Here is an 18,559-nt window from a genome sequence, read left to right on the forward strand (position 1 = left end):
ATTCCATGCTTGTTTAGAAATTAAGTATTCTTCTAGTTAATAGTATCGGATAATTTGAATGAATCTTGAGTGTTTTCTTTTTAAATAAAAATAGACTACCCCCATAGGCGGTAATCAATAATTACAGACATTTAAACCATCTAGTTATTTATAAGAACACTGGATCAAAGTTAGGAAACTCAATCTTAAGTGGTTTTGTAGCATTATCTCTTCTGCAAAAAACAGATACATCATATAACTGAAAAGAATTTGCTATATATTGAGGGTGCAGCTTTAGTGCCTTCTTAAAGTCATTAACAATGATTTGATCTAAACCAGTACTCTTGGCCTGGGCAATGAAATCATTTTTTGAAACTCTATCAGAGTTCTTAGAGTAGAATAAAGTTAAGAAGCTTTTCTCACACTTCTTAAGACTAACCTTTTCTGCCGTAGAAAACCAACTATAGAATTTAGATTCGGGTGTGATCTCAGCATAGAGAGCATCAAAAATGAGAGTAACCTCTAAATACCACGAAGCTCTTTTAAAAACTAAGGCCTCATCCCATCTATCTCCGCTTGTTGCGCCACCATATAGCTTAAAATCATCAGTCTGGATGAAGTTCTTTCCTGTTAAAGAACAAGAAGATAAGAACAAAAGAGATAAAAATATAGTAGCTAAATTCTTCATAAAATTCCTAAAAAGTTTCACATACCCAATTATATATATCTAAGTATACCTTGTCCCTAACTTTCTCATTAAAGAGGTCATGCCTGGAATGAGAATAGTTCTTTTCACAAGCTAGCTCCTTAGGCATTCCCTTGAGAAATAATGAGCTTTTCTCACAGTTCACAAGGAAATCATTCTTGCTTAATAACATTAAAACAGGAAAATCTAAATAGTATGAGTAATCTATTAAACTTCTACTTTTACGAATAACTTCTTCGACAAGAGAAATCGACATATAGTGATTAACAAGTGGGTCAGAGTTATAGTTCTCGTACCTTTGTTGATCCTTTGTCATTTCTTTTCCATCAATATGGTAGGGGAATCTCATTTTTCCAGCATACTTATTAATAGATTTTAAAGCACGATCTTTTAGCTGATGGAGTTCAAGATTTAGAAAAAGCAGTGGATTACTTAAAATAACACCTTTTATACGATCCTTAATCCTATCTTCATGAGCTTCAATATATGAAAGAGCAACAAGACCTCCTAGCCCTTGCCCAATGATGGTTTTCTTTAAATGGTAATTATCATCATTTTCAATTAAATTATTTAGATCTTCTACGTACTCATCTATATTTTTGATATATGAGCGACTACCTGAACTTAATCCATGTCCTTTAAAGTCCATAAAAGTAATATGAATTTTTCCTGAGAATAATTCCCAAAGTCCACTCGCAAGGGGTTCATATCGGCCATGGTGATCACAGATATCATGTAGTATAATAAAGTGTTGTTCCACTTTTGTCTGAAGCTTAGACTTCCATTCTTTTATATAAATACTCTCGTTACCAGTTGAGGATTCAACAGTATAAGAGTTTATATCTAAATGAGCTAGATTCTTACTAGCTTCGGGTAACATAGCTTTCGATGGACTTCTTTGCTTCACTGCTAAGATCAAGAAAACGTAATGAGAAGCCTTGCCCGCCTTCGAGGAGTCTTACAATTTCCCCTTTGGCAGTAAATGAATAATCAGAATTGTCAGGGTGAACATTCATAGAAACCTCATCTCCAACCTTTCCAGGAAACTGAGGAACCAAAATCTGCAACCCACCAATGGAAATATCACGACATACACCTTCAAACAGAAATTGTTCGTCATGAAAGAACATTCTAGCAACGAAAGGTTTTCTATTATTCTTTCTTCTATTTATTTCATCAATAACTGGAGGAAGAGTATTGAATACGCTTTCATAAATTGGCATATCAGCTAAGAAAATCCACTCATCCATTCTTCCTGGAACGAAGAGAAGAGTTTTCTCATTTATTCTCTTTTCATTAAATGCTTGTGATAATTCACTTAGAGAATACGGACCATATTCAACCTCTTCTGATCCTCTATCAATTCCTACCTTGATTAAGAATATCTTCTCATTCTTTGAAATTGATTCCCAATTCATTTGCGTAGGAGGAAGTTCCTCTTCATCACTTTCAGAACTTAATAAGTGAGATAATTCTTCAACCTCAAAAAATTTCTTCCAATTATCAAAACCTTTTGTCCATATGTAACTTTCGGAGTCAAGTGTCCCACTTTCAAGTAGGTTCGAGAGCTCCTGCTCATCAACTGGACCCACTCTATCCTTGCCTTCTACATAATACCAACTGGTCATTTACATCTCCATATCTATTCTTTTTCTTTCTATTTTAACCTGTTGAAATGTGGACATATACGCTAAAAATTTTCCCTAGTTACCACTAAGCTGTATGTAATCACTCAAGTTTTCCCCCTTACTCACCGATTAACTTAAAGTAAAATATTAGTTTTGAGGTTTATATGCTAAGAAAAATGAATAAGTGGACTTTGTTTCTCGTATCACTACTACTCGTTTCATGTGGTGCAGAGCAATTTGGTGTAGGAAAACAAAACTCTCAAATTTCCACAAATCCTATTCAAACTGGCAACACTTCAATTTGCTCTGACTATACTTTGATTAGACCACCAGTAGATTTACTTTTTATTTGGGACAATTCAACCTCGACGCGTTTCATCTCAAATAGCACAAAGAATGCACTAAGTAATACCATTAACTATATTTCAGATCGATTTGATTATCAGGTTCTCATGGCCCCTTTAATTGGAAGTGGTAACTCAAATACCTATTTCTTTTCAAGATCAGGATTAATGCCAAGTGGAACAACTGTCGTATCTAAAGATAATGCATCATCAGTAATATCATCATTCCCTTCTGTTTCAGGAAATTCAGAATCAGGGGCAAAGAGAGCAAGAGACCTACTAAGAACGAATATCTCAAATGGAGTCTTCAGACAGAACGCTTATACTGTCATCATCCTAATGTCTAATGAAGATGATAACTCCTTTGTTAGCGGAAATTATGGAGCGACAAACTCTCAAAAAATTTCATATGCAAACGCTATTTCTCACGATCTACTTTGTATAAAAGGAAATTACTCGGGAAGTTCCCTTAGAAACTCTCAGTCAATGTATAGCTCTAATTGCTCAGGTGCACCTACTCTAAATTCATCAATGATGAGATTTTTATCTATTGCTCCTTCATATGGTTGCCAATCATATTTTGAGGCCAACAAAGTCTATAGAACAATGTCTCAAAACATAGCTTCCAATCAAGGTTATGTACAAACAGACTATACTGACATTTGTAATGGAAACTATGCCAACATCTTTGACCAAGTTAATAGTGTGATAGCTGATCAAGTTGTTAAGCACAAATATAACTATTGGCCTGTTGCAGGGAACGAGGTTGAGCTAGATTCAAGTACTATTGTCGTTACCAGAGATAATGGTACGCAAATACCAGAAGGCGGAACTAATGGGTTCAGCTATATTGGAAAAAGAACCAATCAAAATACAAGATACTATCCATCTGCTGGTGAACCTTATACAGGGCATATGATACAGCTTAGTGGAGATGCAGAAGTAACTTTTCCAAGTTGTTTAAGTGTGACATATCAAGCCCCTAAAGATTACTATGGCTACTGCCATCTTCCTAGTAAGCCTCTAGAGAGTTCTATAGAAGTTTATATAGATGGAAACCTTTTATCTAATAGTAAATGGACTCTTGAGAAAGACGGTGGAGGAAATCCTAAGTATTCTTCTAATAAGAATATTAAAATAAACTCGCCTAGTGATTTCTCTGCAAAGACACCTGGAAATTATCAAAGTGGCTACTTTGTTAGGCTAGACTCTGACTCTGTATATAGTAATAGTCAGAGCTGTAATGTTCGATTTAACACCTCAGGAAATTAAATTAATGAGATGACTTTGTTTCGTTTACTCTTTTAACAGCATTCATCATGCGAATAGAAGGGTAAACTTTTTTAAGCTTAGAGTAATGAATAACTGAAGTCAGCTTACCATTATCAACTAAAATATCTTCACAGAATCCACAATTAACAGCGTCCCTAATATCTTCATCAGATACTCTAATATTCTTAGAGGCGAAGTCTTCTAAAATCGCAGAGATATCCGCTTGCCACTTTTCTTTATCTACTCCCGCCAATGCAAATTGATTAAGGATTGCACCTAGAAGCTTTTCGCATCTAGATGAAATGATGATCTTCTTCGAATCTTCAGTAATTCTCTGAGTATTAAAGAAGACAACCATTTGTCTAAACTGATCAATATTTGCAACTCTAATTAGCTTTGGAAAGCCATCAGGATCATTTGCAAGTTCTACAAAACTATTCTCAACACACATTCTTAAAAATTCTTCAAATTTTACTTCTGCTAAATTGAAAATATCAAACATATAAAACTTGAGCTTACTTAGATGAATCTCCATTTTAGATTCTTTTAGCTCCGCATGTGTTTTCATAACAAGATAGAACATTGAAAGAAACCTTGTTACATCTGGAGTATGAAAGAAAACATACTCTCCGACTTTACCATCTGTTCCTCTACCTACAGAGTTAGACTCAAGTTCTTTAACTTTAGCATTTGTCTTTCTTAATCTATCTGCAAGAGTGTTAATGATTGTTTTAAACCATGGGTTTAATCCCTCCATAGTTTTTCCAAAAGCATTATAAGAAATTTCGATAACCTCTGTCGTTACAAGTGCAGCAGCAGAGCAACTTCTTCTTTGGGCCTTCTCATCAAAGTAGCCCATTTCACCAATAACCTCTCCGGCCCTTAGAATTGCGAGATCGACAAATCCTCGCCCCTTAGGAATGTAGAGACGAATTTGTCCTTTTTGAATTATAAAGAGAGAGTCAGCATGATCGTTCTGATTAAACAGTTGTTCACCTGGTTTAAAAACTCTCATTCCTGATTTCTTAGCGACCTGCTTCCCTGCTGTCGTACTCATAAAACTCTCTCTTATAAACTTTATATTCTTTCAATAATTAAGCTAAGTGCTTCTCCACCACCAATACAAATAGCGGCCATTCCATACTTAGATTTTTTTCTTTCCATTGCATTCATTAATGTTACTACAATTCTTGTTCCAGAGCATCCTATTGGATGACCTAAACTTACACCACCACCAAAGATATTCACTTTAGAATGGTCAAGATTAAACTCTTTAATTGCTGCCATCGTAACTACAGCAAAGGCTTCATTAATTTCAAAAAGATCGATATCAGTAATATTTAGATTAGCTTTAGCTAGTGATTTTTTCATCGCTTCCGCAGGGGCCGTAGTAAACCAAGTTGGATCTTGAGCATGTGACCCCCAAGATACAATTTTAAACTTTGCTTGATCTTTGTACTCTTCTCCGGCCAGTACAACTGCAGCAGCTCCGTCATTAATAGTCGATGCATTTGCTGCTGTAATAGTTCCATTCTTATCAAAGGCAGGTCTGAGTGTAGGAATTTTATCGAAGTTTGCCTTCATTGGTCCTTCATCTTCAGAAACGGTAGTATCTCCCTTTCTTCCCTTAATTGTGACAGGTACTATTTCTTCTTTAAAAATTCCTTCCTTGATAGAGTTCTGTGCTCTTTTAAAAGATTCAATTGAAAATGCATCTTGCTCTTCTCTAGTAAAACCAAACTTTGTCACGCATTCTTCTGCACAGTTCCCCATTGGTCTATCAGAATAAACATCCCAAAGACCATCCCATTGCATAGAGTCTTTCATTTCAGCTGCACCAAATTTTGACACTCCAGTTCTAGAGTTCATGATTAAGTGCGGAGCTTGTGACATATTTTCCATTCCACCCGCAACAACAACTGAATTATCTTCACTCATAATAGACTGAGCGCCCATAATAATCGTCTTAAGTCCTGAGCCGCAAACCTTATTTACTGTTGTGGCCTGTGCACTTTGAGGAAGTTCTGCAAAAAGAGCGGCCTGCCTTGCTGGCGCCTGTCCAACACCTGCCTGAACAACATTTCCCATGAATACTTCTTCAACTTTAGAAGCATCAATATTTGCTTTCTGTAAGGCCCCTGAAATTGCAGCGGCTCCAAGTCTTGGTGCCGAAACGCTTGATAATGAACCTAGAAAACTTCCGCTTGGAGTTCTCGCTCCCGATAGAATATAAACTGACATATAGTCTCCTTTAAAATGATAAATTTTAAAGATATTAAAGCATATTGGGCAGAATTAGTAAGGACTTACAGCGTCTTAACAACATCTCGCAATGCGAAAATTGGTTTCAAAATTAGATTCTTTATCTGCAGGAATTACGAAGGACATTTTTCTTATAAAGTCTTGCCCATTTATCTCATAGATTGGCTCAAAATCATCAATTCTAAATTGTTTCCATTTACCTGCAATGTAAAAATAGATATCTATATAACCTAGTTTATCAAAGACCTTCGAGTCTATAGGCCTAGATAGAGAAAGTTCACCTTTGGATAATTCTTTGAATTCAAAACAACACTCATCCCAAGAATCTTCAGGTTCTAATTTCTGATGAATAATTACTTTTATTCTCTTATTTCCTATTAGTAAGCTTCGCATAGATAACTTGCTCCTTTCCTCTATATAGTGTAAATCTCCATTACTAAAGGTTCAAAGAGGTAATAAATGCTATCGAGAAAAGAACATGATTGTGAAGCAATCGCCCTGCCAGAAGAATGGACAAAGAAAGTTGAAACTCTTCTTAATGAAGTCTACCAAAGTAACTGTAAAGAGGTTGGAAAAGTCTTTGAAGTTTACGGATCAACATACCCGAGTGAATTTGTTTTCATCACTAGTCTAATAAACCCAGAAAATGATCGCATTACTCCAGTAACTTATTTTATTTCAAAAGATCTAGATCCATCGACAAAACCAGAAAAAATGCTCGACGATTTAGTTGACTCAATTGGTGCGTTTTACGATATTTATTTCTCAACCCCTGATTGGAGTGACTTTCAAGCAGAGTGGCTAGAAACTGAGTTTAAAGGACATAAGTTCTTTTACAAAATCTCTAGAGAGAATGTGGCCCTCCACCTAGCGGCCGACAAACTTTTAAAGCTTCAATAGTATCAAAAAAAAAGGCCTCACATAAGTAAGGCCTTTATTATCTTTTAATTAATCGTCATTGAGATAGCTTTTTCCGCCACCACCTTTTGTAGTTTGGAAAACAACATCTTGATCATCACCCTCTTCGTCATCATTCCCATCAAAATCAGACTCTTCAGCGTCAATTCCAAGGTCCTTAAGAACACTAAAAAATGTTTTCTCATCTACTAGATCTTCTAAGATTGATTCCAAGTATTTGGCTGGATATTTCTCTACAAGTTCCTCAATGAATAACTGAAGCTTTCCTTCTTCAAGGATTGACTCTCTTCTCTTAATATCTTTCCAATTTTTAATATAATGGAAACGACAGTAACCTGAAGTAGAAGATGGGTTATCACAATTTCTCTCTAAACATTCATCTGAACCATCTGTGAAGAATTCAATAGATTGAATTGCAGCAAAGATATCATTTAAAGAGTGTTCAGAGCTTAGAGCAACGATCTCTTCTGTAAGAGAGTCCTTAGCATCATCTAACTCATCTTGAGAAGGCTTTTTAGACTTCTTAGTTTTTTCAACTTTCTTTACTTCTTCGATAAGATCTAGTTGTCCATCATTTTCAACAACTGGACTAGCTTCTTTCTTAGAAGCCTTCTTCTTAGAAACTTTCTTCTCTTCTACTTTCTTAGCAGGAGCTTTTTTTGCAACTTTCTTGGCCGGAGCTTTCTTTGCTACTTTTTTAGCAGGAGCTTTCTTCGCCACTTTTTTAGCAGGTGCCTTCTTTGCAACTTTCTTAGCAACTTTCTTTGCTGTTTTCTTTGCTGTTTTCTTTGCAACCTTTTTCGCAACCTTTTTCGCAACTTTCTTAGCGACTTTCTTTGCCGCCTTCTTAGCTACTTTCTTTGCTGCTTTTTTTGCTGGAGCTTTCTTCGCCACTTTTTTAGTAACTTTCTTCGCTGCCTTCTTGGCCGTCTTCTTAGCAACTTTTTTCTTAGCGGCTTTCTTCGCAGGTGCTTTCTTTGTTACTTTTTTTGCAACTTTCTTTGCCGTCTTTTTCTTGGCCATACCAATGTTCTCCAATATCTTTTTAAACAAATTACTGTCCCAATTTATACAATAGAAGCCCTGCAACAAACAGGGCTAGATTTGAACGAGCTTAAACTATCTTAATTCGTATCATTATTGCCAATATTCAGCAAGCTTTACTGAATTTCTTTGAGCTCATTCGCCGCAATAACAACTCTTTGAATCTCACTAGTCCCTTCATAGATTTCTGTAATCTTAGCGTCTCTAAAAAACCTCTCAACTGGATATTCCTTAGTATATCCATTACCTCCACATACTTGGATTGCTTTAGTTGTTATCCACATTGCCGATTCTGCTGCAAATAGCTTTGCGTGTGCAGATTGAAGTGAGTATGACTCATTATTGTCTTTACGTCTTGAGGCTTCCCATATGAGAAGTCGCGAAGCAGCAATTTTAGTACTCATATCAGCCAACATAAATTGAATCGCCTGAAGAGCATGTAGAGGTTTTCCAAACTGAACTCTTTCATTAGAATATTTTAACGCGTAATTAAACGCTGCTTGAGATATCCCTAAGGCCTGAGAAGCAATCCCAATACGACCACCATCTAGAGTGTTCATGGCAATTTTAAATCCTTTCTCATATTCACCAAGTAGATTTTCCTTAGGCACTCTTACTTTATCTAGAGCAATTTGAGCTGTAGAAGACCCTTTAATACCTAGCTTATCTTCACACTTCATAACTTCAAAACCTTTCGAATCAGTTTCAACGATAAAAGCAGATATTCCCTTATAGTTATCAGTCTTAGAAGTTTTAGCAAAAACTACTGCGATATTCGCTTCTTTACCATTGGTAATAAAGTTCTTAGTTCCAGAGATCTCATAATAGTCTCCTTTATCTTCTGCATATGTTGTTAGAGATCCCGCATCTGTACCTGCATTGGGCTCAGACAAACAGAAACAACCTATATGTTCTCCACTCGCTAGCTTTGGAAGATATTTCATTTTTTGATCTTCATTTCCAAAATTTAAAATTGGATAGACACATAAAGAAGTATGCGCAGAGATTAGAACCCCAGTTGAAGCACATGCTCTAGAAATTTCTTCAACAATAATTGAGTAAGCAGTATAGTCCATACCTGCTCCACCATATTGCTCAGGAACATAAGAACCTAATAATCCATTTTCTCCAAGTTGCTTAACAATGGACTCCGGAATTTTTTCATTCTTATCAATATCAGCAGCAAGCGGAGCTACTTCTGAATCAGCAAATTTAGAAACCATATCTCTAATTTCTTGATAATCGCTTAGTAACATATAATCTCCTTAATTATTTACCTGTAAAAACTGGTTTTCTTTTTTCAACAAATGCAGTGGTTCCCTCTTTCATATCTTCAGAACCAAATATTTCACCAAATTGACGGGCCTCTATTTCAAGACCTTCAACATTGGTTAAATCATTTCCAGCATTCATTACATGTTTAGCGAGTCCAACTGCAAGTGGAGAATTAAAAGAAATCTTTTTTAAAGTCTCCATAGCACCAGAAATCATTTCTTCTTTAGTTTTAAAAACCTTAACAACAAGACCAACTTCTTTAGCTTCATCTATTAAAATATTTCGTCCTGTGTACATAACTTCTTTGGCACGTGCTCTGCCGATAAGTTTGGATAATCGTTGAGTCCCACCAAAGCCAGGAATAAGCCCTAGTTTAACTTCTGGCTGACCAAAGACCGCGCTTTCAGTCGCATAAATAAAATCACAACTCATGGCCATTTCACAACCACCACCTAGAGCAAAACCGTTAACACATGCAATTATTGGAAAAGGTAGCTCTTCCATTAAAAGGGTATTTTCTTGACCTAAAGTTGCAAAGTCATAGGCCTCATCTGAAGTCATCTCACTCATTTCAACAATATCTGCTCCAGCGATAAAAGCCTTCTCGCCAGCTCCAGTTAAAATCATTCCTCTTAACTTTAAATCATTATCTTTCAAAACAGATAGACAATCTCTAAGTTCAATATGAACAAGACTGTTAAGGGCGTTCAAGCTCTTCTCTCTATTAATCGTAAGGACGCCAAATCCGTCCTTTACTTCAAAAGTGATTGTTTCAAATTTAGTATTCATAGACACCTTTACCTACTTTTCGCCCAAATCTTCCGGCCGTGACATATTTCTTTAATAATGGACAAGCTCTATACTTTGTATCGCCCAAACCTTCGTGAAGAACTTCCATAATCGCCAAACAAGTATCAAGCCCTATAAAGTCCGCTAACTCAAGTGGTCCCATTGGCTGGTTACAACCTAGCTTCATCGCATTGTCGATACCTTTAGCGTCAGCAACACCTTCATATAGAGTATAAAAAGCTTCATTTATCATCGGCATCAAGATTCTATTAACAGCGAATCCTGCAACGTCGTCAGCGCGAACAACGGTCTTCCCCATTTTTTCAGATGCAGCTTCTACTGCGCTAATTGTAGCTTCACTTGTTTCAAGCCCCGTGATGGTCTCAACTAACTTCATAACAGGAACAGGGTTCATAAAGTGCATTCCAGCAACAGCTTCAGGTCTTTTAGTAACTGCAGCTATTTCAGTTATTGATATAGAGGAAGTATTTGAAGCTAGAATTGCTCCGGGCTTAGCAACTTCATCTAATTGCTTAAAGATTTCAAATTTAATTTTCTTATTTTCTGTGGCTGCTTCGATAATAAGATCGCAAGTATTAAGCTTCGCCATATCAGTAATACCTGTCAGGTTTGATTTAGTAGAGTCAACAAATGCTTGGTCCCACTTTCCCTTTTCTACGCCTCTACCTAATTGTTTATCAATAAATTGAAGACCAAAATCAAGCCCCTCTTTAGAAATATCGAAAACAAATACTTCATATCCACTCATTGCAGCTACTTGAGCAATACCTCTGCCCATTTGGCCAGCGCCTACAACACCAATTGTTTTAATATCGGTCATTTAGAATCCTTTGAAAAAGTATGAAAAAATCCACCCGATCATACGCTTAATAGCACCATTTCACAAACTCATAAGTGTTTGAAATTCGATATAAGTTACTGAATTCTATCAAGCAATGGACAATGCCATAGTTTTCCCTTGCCAAGAGGCCAAACATGTTTTAAAAACTATGTTCTGTGAAGATTATTAATGAAGTGCATTAAGTTGTATCACATCAAATATAGAATATTTTGATACCAAGGAGTGACTTGTGGCAAACCACAAATCTGCAAAGAAAAGAGCTAGACAATCTATCGTAAGAAACGAGAGAAACACAATCAGAAAGACTACAACAAGAACTGCTTTAAAAGCTATTCGTTCAGCTATCGAATCTAACGATAAAGCTTCTGCTACAGGGCTTTTAGCTACTACTCAAAAGTTACTAGCTAGACTTTCTAAGCACGGTGTTATCAAAGCTAATACAGCTGCAAGACAAACTTCGAGACTTGCTCAGCAAATCAACAAGCTTTAGTCTATAGACTTAAATTTAAGTTACATTTAAGGAACCTTGCTGGTTCCTTTTTTGGTTTGAGCTCTTTTTTAAAATGATGATAGGTATTCTAGCCTTAATCTATTTTTAAGAAGTGGGCTCTTAGACTTTGCTGCCAACTCAAGTTCTCCAAATATATGCATTTCTTTTTGAAGCTCACTAGCGCTCCACGCTTTGGAGTGAGACAATATTTCTTTATCATACTTACTTAGTCTACTCTTACCATCACAGTAGCTTGGATCCATTAACTTAAAGAGATGATTCTGCATAAAGAAAAAAAGAGAACGCAACTGATCGAAGTCTAATTCACTCGCCGTTAATACTTTATAAAATCTAGATTTATTCTTTGAGCCAAAAGAAGAGGCCAAACTAAAGTGATCTAACTTATTTGGTCTTATTAACTTTTGTACATATTCCAACTGAATATTGGCACCACCAGGAAAGTATAGGTTTAGTAGACTAGCGGCCTGAAAGAACTCATAACTTGTATTCTCTAAAGATTGAATGAGATAGTTTTTAACATTCATTGGAAGAGATAAATTAAAGTGAGCACAAATAAACTCAAGATGTAAGAGGTTCTCCCAAAACCTTGGGGCCTCTATTTTTATGAACTCTCCATTAATCTTCTTTGCAAATGAATCATAGACCTTAGAAGTACCTGGAAAAGAAAAAATGAGAAACTGATCGTCTAGAGAGAGAGGGTTTTCTTCTAGCCATGTCTTCGTTTTTGCTGGTAAGTTTTGGGACTCAATCACTAAGTAACTCTCATTTTGAGCAAAGAGAGACATTGTCTGAAACTTCTCCTCGAACCAATCAGGAGTTAAATCAGCCGCACTTACTTTAAAAAAGTTTCCACTATCAGTAAGTTCACTTGGCAATCTCTCCATTAAAATATGAGAAACAAATTCATCACAAAATTGTATGGCATAGAAGCCTTTTTTATTAAAATCTATAGTGTGTGGATGAGACTTTAAAAAGTCCCACGGAAACCATTTGCTAGAAGGCATTTAGGACAGTCTCCTTAAAATTAGTAGCAGCATCTGTGGCCAAAGAGTCAAGAGACTTATTAAAAACTTCTTTATTTTTAGTCGAGTTAACTGCTCCTCCTCCATCGGGGGAATCACTAGGATTAAGAACTCTTGTGTAAGAGCCTGAGAGTGTTTGTGACGTCGAGAATATCACTCTTGGATGCTTATCTAGATACTTTTTATAATCACTATCTATCAGCTTAAGGTCTTCCTGAGTAGGCCTTTTAATAAGTATCAAACTCAAAGTAAGTTCATAACTAGTTACACTAGGTGCATAGAACTCTCTACGTTTAGAAAGCTCAGGACTAAATTCTTTACCAATAAGTGTCGTTGTATCAGTTTTATAAAAATCATTTCTCCTATCACTAGAAGTAATTATACCAATCAAAGTCGCATCGGCCCTATCACTATTTCCACTGTAAATTTTAATAGGGGTTTCTTGAGAGAAAACAGTAGATATTCTTTCGGTCATTAAAGCACTGATATTTGGTACCAAAGATTTGTTCAAGAACGCAGGAATGGCAACAGTCTTAATTCCATGACTTGCAAAAGGATTTTCTTGATAATGAAAATTATATCCTGAACAAGAACTTAGAAATATGAAAACAATATAAAAGAAATATTTCATAGACTATATTTCTACCATTGTGGAAACAAAGTTGCCAATTCACTTATGATATTAGAAGGTAACTTCATGAAAAAAGAGTCCAAGTTTACAAGTTTGAAGTCAATTTTTGAGCAATTCTCAACAGGGGGCGTTAAAGAATATAGTAAAGACCCTCGCTACTCAAAGAGTAAGTATATTGCCAATGAAACATTCGACTTCTTTGCCCTAATTGAAGCATGGCCTGAAATTGTTGGACCAAGAATTGGTAAGTATACAATACCTTTGAAAAATCAAAACAATTGCCTTACTGTTTTGACCAATCATTCGGCTTTCTCACAAGAACTAGGTTTTCTAGAAGAAGAAATTAAAAATAAAATCATTACGAGATTTAATTCTCTCAAAGGAAAGATCTCTAGGATTAACTTTATTTACAACTCACACCACTTTACAACCCAAGTGGATATGGCCGCCAAGTTTGTTAAAAATAAGCCTAAGGAAAGAGAAGTTAAAGAAGAGATTATTTTTCATAAATTTTCACCACAATATAAAAAACTCAAAGCCCAGGCAGATGAACTTTTTAATGATTTAGATGACCTTGAATTAAAAGAATCTTTGACCTCAATCTTCATTCAGAATAAATCTAAATAGATTTGCCGCATTCAACTTTTCGACCAATTTAAATGAATCAAGCTTTAAGGAAATATCATCACGATGAACAATATGAATTTCCCCTTTAAAGTTTAAAACACTTTTTGAAAATTCTATTAGGGACTCTAGCTCCCCTTCACCAAAACTACGACACACTTGTCTTCGTTCATCAGGAGAAGTTCTTCCTTTCCCGTTAATAAAGTATGGAGGATTAATCAAAATTAAGTCATATTTTTCAAGTCGGTCATGATCTTTATAATCCTGAATAAAGATCTGTGACACGCATGAGATATTTTCAATATTTTTTTTTAGATGTGAATGGAAGTCTAATTGCTTTTCGATAAAGTGCATTTCTTTAACAGACTGATGTTTTTTGAAAAACTCAATACCAATTACACCACACCCCGAACAGAGATCTAAAACCTTTAAATCTTTTCTTCCTTTCATCCACTGAGAACTAAACTTCGCAAGCTCTAAGCTATCCGTATTAAATTTGTAAAAATCAGGTTGAGAGTAATTCAAGATGCTCACATATTTCTTTGGAATATAGCCCTTCACGAACAATTTCAGGTGCCTCTTCTTTTAACAGAACTATTGTTGAAGCTCTCCCTGAACAAGGGGCATCTCTATTTTCGATAAAAACTTCATCCGCAATGTGATCCTCAAAGAACTCCCTCGCATCAAAGCCATTAACAATTGGAGAATATCCTGAATAATTTAAGCTTGTAGAAGTGATAGGATCATTAATCATTTCATAAATCTCTCTAATAGCATTAGACGAAATGCATCTGACCGCCATAAAAGGACTTCCCTGACAAACCCAATCTGGAATTTCAGCTTTAACCCACTCAACAGGAACACCTAAGGTAGATTCAAGACTAAAGAATTTCTCTAACCACTCCACTGAATATTCATCTGGAAAACTAACAAACTTACATAACTCTTCAACATTTGGAAATAATACACTTAAAGGCTTATTCTCGTCACGGCCCTTAATCTTAGCTATTTTCTCGTAACACTGTTTCGAAAAAATACTTCCACCTATTCCCCAAACCGTATCAGTTGGATATACAAATAATTTATCTTTCACAGTAATAACCACCATATAAATTCATCTTTCTCTTCGCCCATATCTAATAAATTGTAAATAATAAATGTGCTTTCATGCCCTGCACTTAGCATTTCATGAAAGAACTTCCTCTTCAGATTGAAAACAGGTTTGCTCAATTGTGGATTCTGATCACTTAATTCTTTTTTAATAATATTATTTTCAATCAGAAAAAGTGTTGTGTAGGCAGCAAGAGGATTTCTTTGGTCAGCTAGGCCTAATTTTTTAATAAAGATATCCCTCGATTTCTTAGCTATTGGGAAGTTATCTTTAAATATCCAATAATCTATTGGAAGAAGATTTTCTAAATCTCCATGTTCGTTATAAGTTCTAATAAAATCATCGACTTCTTTTACCGAGGTTCGTCCAAGTAATTCACTGATCCAATATGTCGGAAATTTTAGACCGTAGCGATAAGTTTTCATATATTCTCTTAACTCGACAAGACTCCAGTCAAGAGAAGAGTTTTTAAGTTGAATATCATGCTTATTAGTTTTTAAGAACTTAAAATTAGACTCAAACATCTTCAATGTTACTTCATCTGATATTCTTTTCTGAAGTTTAGAAAAGCTAAATCTTACAATTTCATAATATAAATCGATTTGAGATGGGGTTATATAACTCTGTCTCAAATCAATAGCGTAGAAAGTTTTATTCAGTGACAGAAGCTCATTAACATACTGTGTGAAAAGTGCTTGATTGCCAATCTCTCCAAAAGAAGTGGCAAGTAATAAAGTTCTTAAAAATCTGGACTCAATCTTATGTGCTTTATCTATTAAAGAGTTATGTATTCTGTAGCTCCTTAATTCAGAGTTAGAACTCTCCAAGTTTTTAATATCTTTCAGAATCTCTTTAAAACCAGTTCTTCGATTTTTAATATTCCATATAGTTGAGATCCGATCTATTTCTTTTGAGTTAAACCCTCTCGACTTCAAAAATATAATTATATCTTTAAGGTCAGCTCCTGGCCTGTATGGATAATGAAAGATATCAAGAGATCTCTCATCAAACTCTAATTGGCACTTTGTTGAAAAGGGAGACAAGAAGTCTTTAATTATCTGATTAGACTTGGCCAAGACAAGGGCCAACCTTAGATGGAACTTATTTTTATAAACACAGGTTTCAGGAATGGTAAATGCACCACTTGATGGCCTTAATCCCTCTCCAGTTATCATGGGGTTAATAGTGAAAAACTCTGTTTCTAACTTATTAAGCTCTAAAAAGTTTTTTTTTTTCCCATTGGCTCTATTAAAGACTGCGCATAGACCTTGGGAAAGATTCTATCGATAACTGAAGCCTCGGAATTAATAACATTTGTGAAATAATAGTAGGCAGCATAAAAAATTAGTAAAACAAGAGCTATCAAAACATAAAATAAATATCGATCATTTCTTTGATTTTTTTTAGCTTTTCCTTTAACTGTTTTTTTTACTTTCTTTTTAGACTTTTTTTTTACAGGAGTTGAAACTTCTTCAGTTATTGCTGGAGGCGTCTCTTCTTCTACAGGCATTGTAAAGCTAGGATCTGTTGCATCTAAGTCCTCATCAGCAGAGTCTGAAGAAACTTCTAAATCTGGATAATCAAGATCTGAAGAATCAGGTAACTTACCTTCCTCTTCTGTGCTCGGAACTTGGTCTTCAACATGGCCCACTGAGGCCATATTCATTGGAGGTGGAGTTGGTTCAGGTATATCAACTTTAGCGGCAACAACAGGTTCAACAGAAGCTGTATTAACTTCGCCTACGTCAGGATAACCTAGATCATCTCCATCTGGAAATGCTAAATCATCACCATCAGGAAGCTGAGCTTCCATATCCATATCTGGATAATCGAGATCATTCTCCACAGGAAGTTTTTCTACTTCTTGCTGATCTATGTTGTCTTCGTTAGTTTTAGCCGGTGCTTCTTTTGGCATCGTATTAGGGTTTAAAGATCCTGTTACTTCTGATTCCATATTTAGATTTGAAGTCAAAACATTCGGAGCTTCTGTTATTGGATTAAATGTTTGAACTAAATCTCCAAAGACATACTTATCAAGCAAGTCTTTTTCTTTGATTGAAAACCAATAACCATTACCACTAGAAATCTCATCATCTGGCGCAAGTGACCCTTTTTCAACAAATTCTAAAATCTTTTGTTTACCAACAGGTCCTAGTATTTGCTTTGCTCTTGTTCTAATTAACCAATTCTTTTCCATACAAACCTAAAGGAAGAAACCGACAAGACCCTTTATGTCTTCGTCATTAAATCTTAAACCAATACTTAACATCCCCGCTCTATTTTTTGTTGCCAAATCTAGTCCTGAAACCTTCCCATAGAATACATTCCATAGCTGGACTTCAGTCGCGAGTCTTAAGTTTGGTCCTAAGTTAGTTCTATAATCATAAGCATCGAAAGATACTCTTGTTGCTCCATTAAAGAAGTCGTAATCAACTCCTACACCACCAGTAGATTCAATAATTCCACCTCTGACATGCCAATTATGTAACTTGCGACCTATCTGTAGATCAAATCTAAAAACATTTTTACGAGTTGTCTTCTCTACTTCTGTAGTTGTTACACCATTAATTGTTCTAATCGTTTCCTTTTCATTCTCTGGTCCAAAGTCAGAACTTGTTAGGCCAAGAATATAGAACCTTTCAGGAGAAGGAAAAATTCTAAGAGCTCCACCCGAAGAGCTCCCCTCTTCACTCCCTGCTCCAAGGAAGACACTTAACTCTGTTCGTATATCATCTACTCTTCCAACGATTTTATTAACACTCGAAAGAGTTTGCTTCACTTCATCAGCTATTTCCTCTTCTACAAGAAATTTACCAAGGGTTCCTTTTCCTTCTTTAACATCTGCCACCAAGGCCTTTAAGTCTGCTGTCATAGAGTCAGCATTTGCAAGAATACTTTTCAAGTCCTTCATCGCACTATTTTGTTCTTGATCATCAGTATGATAAGCAATCTGCTCTGAAAATCTCTCTAAGTTACCAATCAACGCATTAAGCTTCTCTTCGTTTCCAGCGAGAACATTTTTTAAACTCTCCGTTGCAACTCTTGCATTAGCAGCAACTACATTTAAATCATCTAACATTTTTTTAACCGGAGAAACCTGACCTTCGGGTGATATTGAAGAGCGTAAAGACTTCATCATTACCTTAACATCTTCTAAAACGTCTCCAGCATCTTTAACTAACTTTTCAACTCCCGCCCCTTCTTGAGACAGTATGAATCCATTATCAGAAAGTAGATCTTGGCTGAGTCCAATCGAGATCTCTAAATACTTATCACCCAAGAAGCCAACTGTTTTAATTTTCAGCATTGAATCTTTAACAATTTTAATGGTATTTAAAACTTCAAAAGTAATTAGTGCTTGATTTCCCTGCAGTTCAATTTTCTTAATTCTACCTGCGTTTATACCGGCTACTTTAATTGGAGTCTTAGGGAAAATACCAGAAGCATCATTAACGATAGTTCGGTATGTCACGTACTCACCAAAACCAGATTGGTTCGAAGTAATTTTTAGCGACATATAAACAACCATGCCCATTGTCGCAATGGCCATAAGACCTATTTTAAATTCATTCATATTTTAG

The 18,559-nt window shown here is 35.6% G+C and carries 21 protein-coding genes; 4 read left to right on the top strand and 17 right to left on the bottom strand.

Annotated features, from left to right (window positions below):
• Positions 1-148: 148 nt before the first annotated feature.
• The 3 genes from DPQ89_RS02740 to DPQ89_RS02750 are packed head-to-tail and all read right to left on the bottom strand — an operon-like array spanning position 149 to position 2,313.
• Entirely contained in the window at positions 149-667 is a 519-nt protein-coding gene (locus DPQ89_RS02740) for a hypothetical protein (protein WP_127714933.1), read from the bottom strand.
• Positions 668-674: 7 nt separating this feature from the next.
• Positions 675-1,592, bottom strand: a complete 918-nt coding sequence (locus DPQ89_RS02745; protein ID WP_164848227.1) for an alpha/beta fold hydrolase — start codon at positions 1,590-1,592, stop codon at positions 675-677.
• The gene (locus tag DPQ89_RS02750) at positions 1,549-2,313 is read right to left on the bottom strand and encodes a GYF domain-containing protein (RefSeq protein ID WP_127714937.1); all 765 of its coding nucleotides are present in this window, start codon (positions 2,311-2,313) and stop codon (positions 1,549-1,551) included. Before DPQ89_RS02750 ends, DPQ89_RS02745 begins: the two co-directional genes overlap by 44 nt.
• Positions 2,314-2,477: 164 nt before the next feature.
• Between DPQ89_RS02750 and DPQ89_RS02755 the strand changes: the two genes are divergently transcribed.
• Positions 2,478-3,929, top strand: coding sequence for a hypothetical protein (locus DPQ89_RS02755; protein ID WP_127714939.1), 1,452 nt, complete (start codon positions 2,478-2,480; stop codon positions 3,927-3,929).
• Between the two features lies 1 nt (position 3,930).
• Here DPQ89_RS02755 and DPQ89_RS02760 read toward each other — a convergent pair whose 3' ends face one another.
• From DPQ89_RS02760 to DPQ89_RS02770, 3 genes are all read right to left on the bottom strand, one after another.
• On the bottom strand, positions 3,931-4,986 hold the full coding sequence (locus DPQ89_RS02760; RefSeq protein ID WP_127714941.1) for a Crp/Fnr family transcriptional regulator: 1,056 nt from the start codon (positions 4,984-4,986) through the stop codon (positions 3,931-3,933).
• Positions 4,987-5,006: 20 nt separating this feature from the next.
• Positions 5,007-6,170 carry a thiolase family protein gene (locus DPQ89_RS02765; protein WP_127714943.1) on the bottom strand — a complete coding sequence of 388 codons (1,164 nt, stop codon included), beginning with the start codon at positions 6,168-6,170 and terminating at the stop codon, positions 5,007-5,009.
• Between the two features lie 75 nt (positions 6,171-6,245).
• The gene (locus tag DPQ89_RS02770) at positions 6,246-6,584 is read right to left on the bottom strand and encodes a hypothetical protein (RefSeq protein WP_127714945.1); all 339 of its coding nucleotides are present in this window, start codon (positions 6,582-6,584) and stop codon (positions 6,246-6,248) included.
• 66 nt (positions 6,585-6,650) lie between these two features.
• Here DPQ89_RS02770 and DPQ89_RS02775 point away from each other — a divergent pair, with 66 nt between their 5' ends.
• Positions 6,651-7,091, top strand: a complete 441-nt coding sequence (locus DPQ89_RS02775; RefSeq protein WP_127714947.1) for a hypothetical protein — start codon at positions 6,651-6,653, stop codon at positions 7,089-7,091.
• 48 nt (positions 7,092-7,139) lie between these two features.
• Here the strand turns inward: DPQ89_RS02775 and DPQ89_RS18585 are convergent, their stop codons facing one another.
• The 4 genes from DPQ89_RS18585 to DPQ89_RS02795 all read right to left on the bottom strand — a co-directional run bounded on the left by DPQ89_RS18585 (position 7,140) and on the right by DPQ89_RS02795 (position 11,058).
• The gene (locus tag DPQ89_RS18585; protein ID WP_206611128.1) at positions 7,140-8,132 is read right to left on the bottom strand and encodes a hypothetical protein; all 993 of its coding nucleotides are present in this window, start codon (positions 8,130-8,132) and stop codon (positions 7,140-7,142) included.
• A gap of 137 nt (positions 8,133-8,269) precedes the next feature.
• Positions 8,270-9,409, bottom strand: coding sequence for an acyl-CoA dehydrogenase (locus DPQ89_RS02785; RefSeq protein ID WP_127714949.1), 1,140 nt, complete (start codon positions 9,407-9,409; stop codon positions 8,270-8,272).
• Positions 9,410-9,422: 13 nt separating this feature from the next.
• Positions 9,423-10,217 carry an enoyl-CoA hydratase/isomerase family protein gene (locus DPQ89_RS02790; protein WP_127714951.1) on the bottom strand — a complete coding sequence of 265 codons (795 nt, stop codon included), beginning with the start codon at positions 10,215-10,217 and terminating at the stop codon, positions 9,423-9,425.
• Entirely contained in the window at positions 10,207-11,058 is an 852-nt protein-coding gene (locus DPQ89_RS02795) for a 3-hydroxybutyryl-CoA dehydrogenase (RefSeq protein WP_127714954.1), read from the bottom strand. Before DPQ89_RS02795 ends, DPQ89_RS02790 begins: the two co-directional genes overlap by 11 nt.
• Before the next feature lie 250 nt (positions 11,059-11,308).
• Here DPQ89_RS02795 and rpsT point away from each other — a divergent pair, with 250 nt between their 5' ends.
• Positions 11,309-11,569 (top strand): 30S ribosomal protein S20, encoded by a 261-nt coding sequence (gene rpsT, locus DPQ89_RS02800; RefSeq protein WP_127714956.1) that lies wholly within the window; start codon positions 11,309-11,311, stop codon positions 11,567-11,569.
• Positions 11,570-11,637: 68 nt separating this feature from the next.
• Here rpsT and DPQ89_RS02805 read toward each other — a convergent pair whose 3' ends face one another.
• Both DPQ89_RS02805 and DPQ89_RS02810 read right to left on the bottom strand, forming a co-directional pair.
• Complete coding sequence (locus tag DPQ89_RS02805) at positions 11,638-12,594, bottom strand: hypothetical protein (protein WP_127714958.1); 957 nt, start codon at positions 12,592-12,594, stop codon at positions 11,638-11,640.
• A complete protein-coding gene (locus tag DPQ89_RS02810) occupies positions 12,584-13,243 on the bottom strand; it encodes an LPS assembly lipoprotein LptE (protein ID WP_127714960.1) in 660 nt (219 codons plus the stop codon). Before DPQ89_RS02810 ends, DPQ89_RS02805 begins: the two co-directional genes overlap by 11 nt.
• Positions 13,244-13,309: 66 nt before the next feature.
• Between DPQ89_RS02810 and DPQ89_RS02815 the strand changes: the two genes are divergently transcribed.
• On the top strand, positions 13,310-13,870 hold the full coding sequence (locus tag DPQ89_RS02815; protein ID WP_164848228.1) for a DUF721 domain-containing protein: 561 nt from the start codon (positions 13,310-13,312) through the stop codon (positions 13,868-13,870).
• Here the strand turns inward: DPQ89_RS02815 and DPQ89_RS02820 are convergent.
• Genes DPQ89_RS02820 through DPQ89_RS02840 form a run of 5 tightly spaced genes read right to left on the bottom strand, consistent with a single transcriptional unit; the run spans position 13,841 to position 18,552 of the window.
• The gene (locus tag DPQ89_RS02820) at positions 13,841-14,401 is read right to left on the bottom strand and encodes a methyltransferase (RefSeq protein WP_127714964.1); all 561 of its coding nucleotides are present in this window, start codon (positions 14,399-14,401) and stop codon (positions 13,841-13,843) included. The genes DPQ89_RS02815 and DPQ89_RS02820 overlap by 30 nt on opposite strands.
• A complete protein-coding gene (locus DPQ89_RS02825) occupies positions 14,373-14,960 on the bottom strand; it encodes an L-threonylcarbamoyladenylate synthase (protein ID WP_164848229.1) in 588 nt (195 codons plus the stop codon). The genes DPQ89_RS02820 and DPQ89_RS02825 overlap by 29 nt, the downstream gene beginning before the upstream one ends.
• Positions 14,957-16,153 (bottom strand): hypothetical protein, encoded by a 1,197-nt coding sequence (locus tag DPQ89_RS02830; RefSeq protein WP_127714968.1) that lies wholly within the window; start codon positions 16,151-16,153, stop codon positions 14,957-14,959. Before DPQ89_RS02830 ends, DPQ89_RS02825 begins: the two co-directional genes overlap by 4 nt.
• A 41-nt stretch (positions 16,154-16,194) precedes the next feature.
• Positions 16,195-17,175, bottom strand: coding sequence for a hypothetical protein (locus tag DPQ89_RS02835; RefSeq protein ID WP_127714970.1), 981 nt, complete (start codon positions 17,173-17,175; stop codon positions 16,195-16,197).
• Between the two features lie 6 nt (positions 17,176-17,181).
• On the bottom strand, positions 17,182-18,552 hold the full coding sequence (locus DPQ89_RS02840; RefSeq protein ID WP_127714972.1) for an MlaD family protein: 1,371 nt from the start codon (positions 18,550-18,552) through the stop codon (positions 17,182-17,184).
• Positions 18,553-18,559 lie beyond the last annotated feature (7 nt).

The sequence above is a fragment of the Halobacteriovorax sp. HLS genome (assembly GCF_004006665.1).
Classification (GTDB): domain Bacteria; phylum Bdellovibrionota; class Bacteriovoracia; order Bacteriovoracales; family Bacteriovoracaceae; genus Halobacteriovorax.

Coding starts and splice junctions, on each gene's coding strand:
- DPQ89_RS02740 (WP_127714933.1), bottom strand. CDS start 667: ATGAAGAATTTAGCTACTATATTTTTATCTCTTTTGTTCTTATCTTCT.
- DPQ89_RS02750 (WP_127714937.1), bottom strand. CDS start 2,313: ATGACCAGTTGGTATTATGTAGAAGGCAAGGATAGAGTGGGTCCAGTT.
- DPQ89_RS02755 (WP_127714939.1), top strand. CDS start 2,478: ATGCTAAGAAAAATGAATAAGTGGACTTTGTTTCTCGTATCACTACTA.
- DPQ89_RS02760 (WP_127714941.1), bottom strand. CDS start 4,986: ATGAGTACGACAGCAGGGAAGCAGGTCGCTAAGAAATCAGGAATGAGA.
- DPQ89_RS02765 (WP_127714943.1), bottom strand. CDS start 6,170: ATGTCAGTTTATATTCTATCGGGAGCGAGAACTCCAAGCGGAAGTTTT.
- DPQ89_RS02770 (WP_127714945.1), bottom strand. CDS start 6,584: ATGCGAAGCTTACTAATAGGAAATAAGAGAATAAAAGTAATTATTCAT.
- DPQ89_RS02775 (WP_127714947.1), top strand. CDS start 6,651: ATGCTATCGAGAAAAGAACATGATTGTGAAGCAATCGCCCTGCCAGAA.
- DPQ89_RS18585 (WP_206611128.1), bottom strand. CDS start 8,132: ATGGCCAAGAAAAAGACGGCAAAGAAAGTTGCAAAAAAAGTAACAAAG.
- DPQ89_RS02785 (WP_127714949.1), bottom strand. CDS start 9,409: ATGTTACTAAGCGATTATCAAGAAATTAGAGATATGGTTTCTAAATTT.
- DPQ89_RS02790 (WP_127714951.1), bottom strand. CDS start 10,217: ATGAATACTAAATTTGAAACAATCACTTTTGAAGTAAAGGACGGATTT.
- DPQ89_RS02795 (WP_127714954.1), bottom strand. CDS start 11,058: ATGACCGATATTAAAACAATTGGTGTTGTAGGCGCTGGCCAAATGGGC.
- DPQ89_RS02805 (WP_127714958.1), bottom strand. CDS start 12,594: ATGCCTTCTAGCAAATGGTTTCCGTGGGACTTTTTAAAGTCTCATCCA.
- DPQ89_RS02810 (WP_127714960.1), bottom strand. CDS start 13,243: ATGAAATATTTCTTTTATATTGTTTTCATATTTCTAAGTTCTTGTTCA.
- DPQ89_RS02815 (WP_164848228.1), top strand. CDS start 13,310: ATGAAAAAAGAGTCCAAGTTTACAAGTTTGAAGTCAATTTTTGAGCAA.
- DPQ89_RS02830 (WP_127714968.1), bottom strand. CDS start 16,153: ATGATAACTGGAGAGGGATTAAGGCCATCAAGTGGTGCATTTACCATT.
- DPQ89_RS02835 (WP_127714970.1), bottom strand. CDS start 17,175: ATGGAAAAGAATTGGTTAATTAGAACAAGAGCAAAGCAAATACTAGGA.
- DPQ89_RS02840 (WP_127714972.1), bottom strand. CDS start 18,552: ATGAATGAATTTAAAATAGGTCTTATGGCCATTGCGACAATGGGCATG.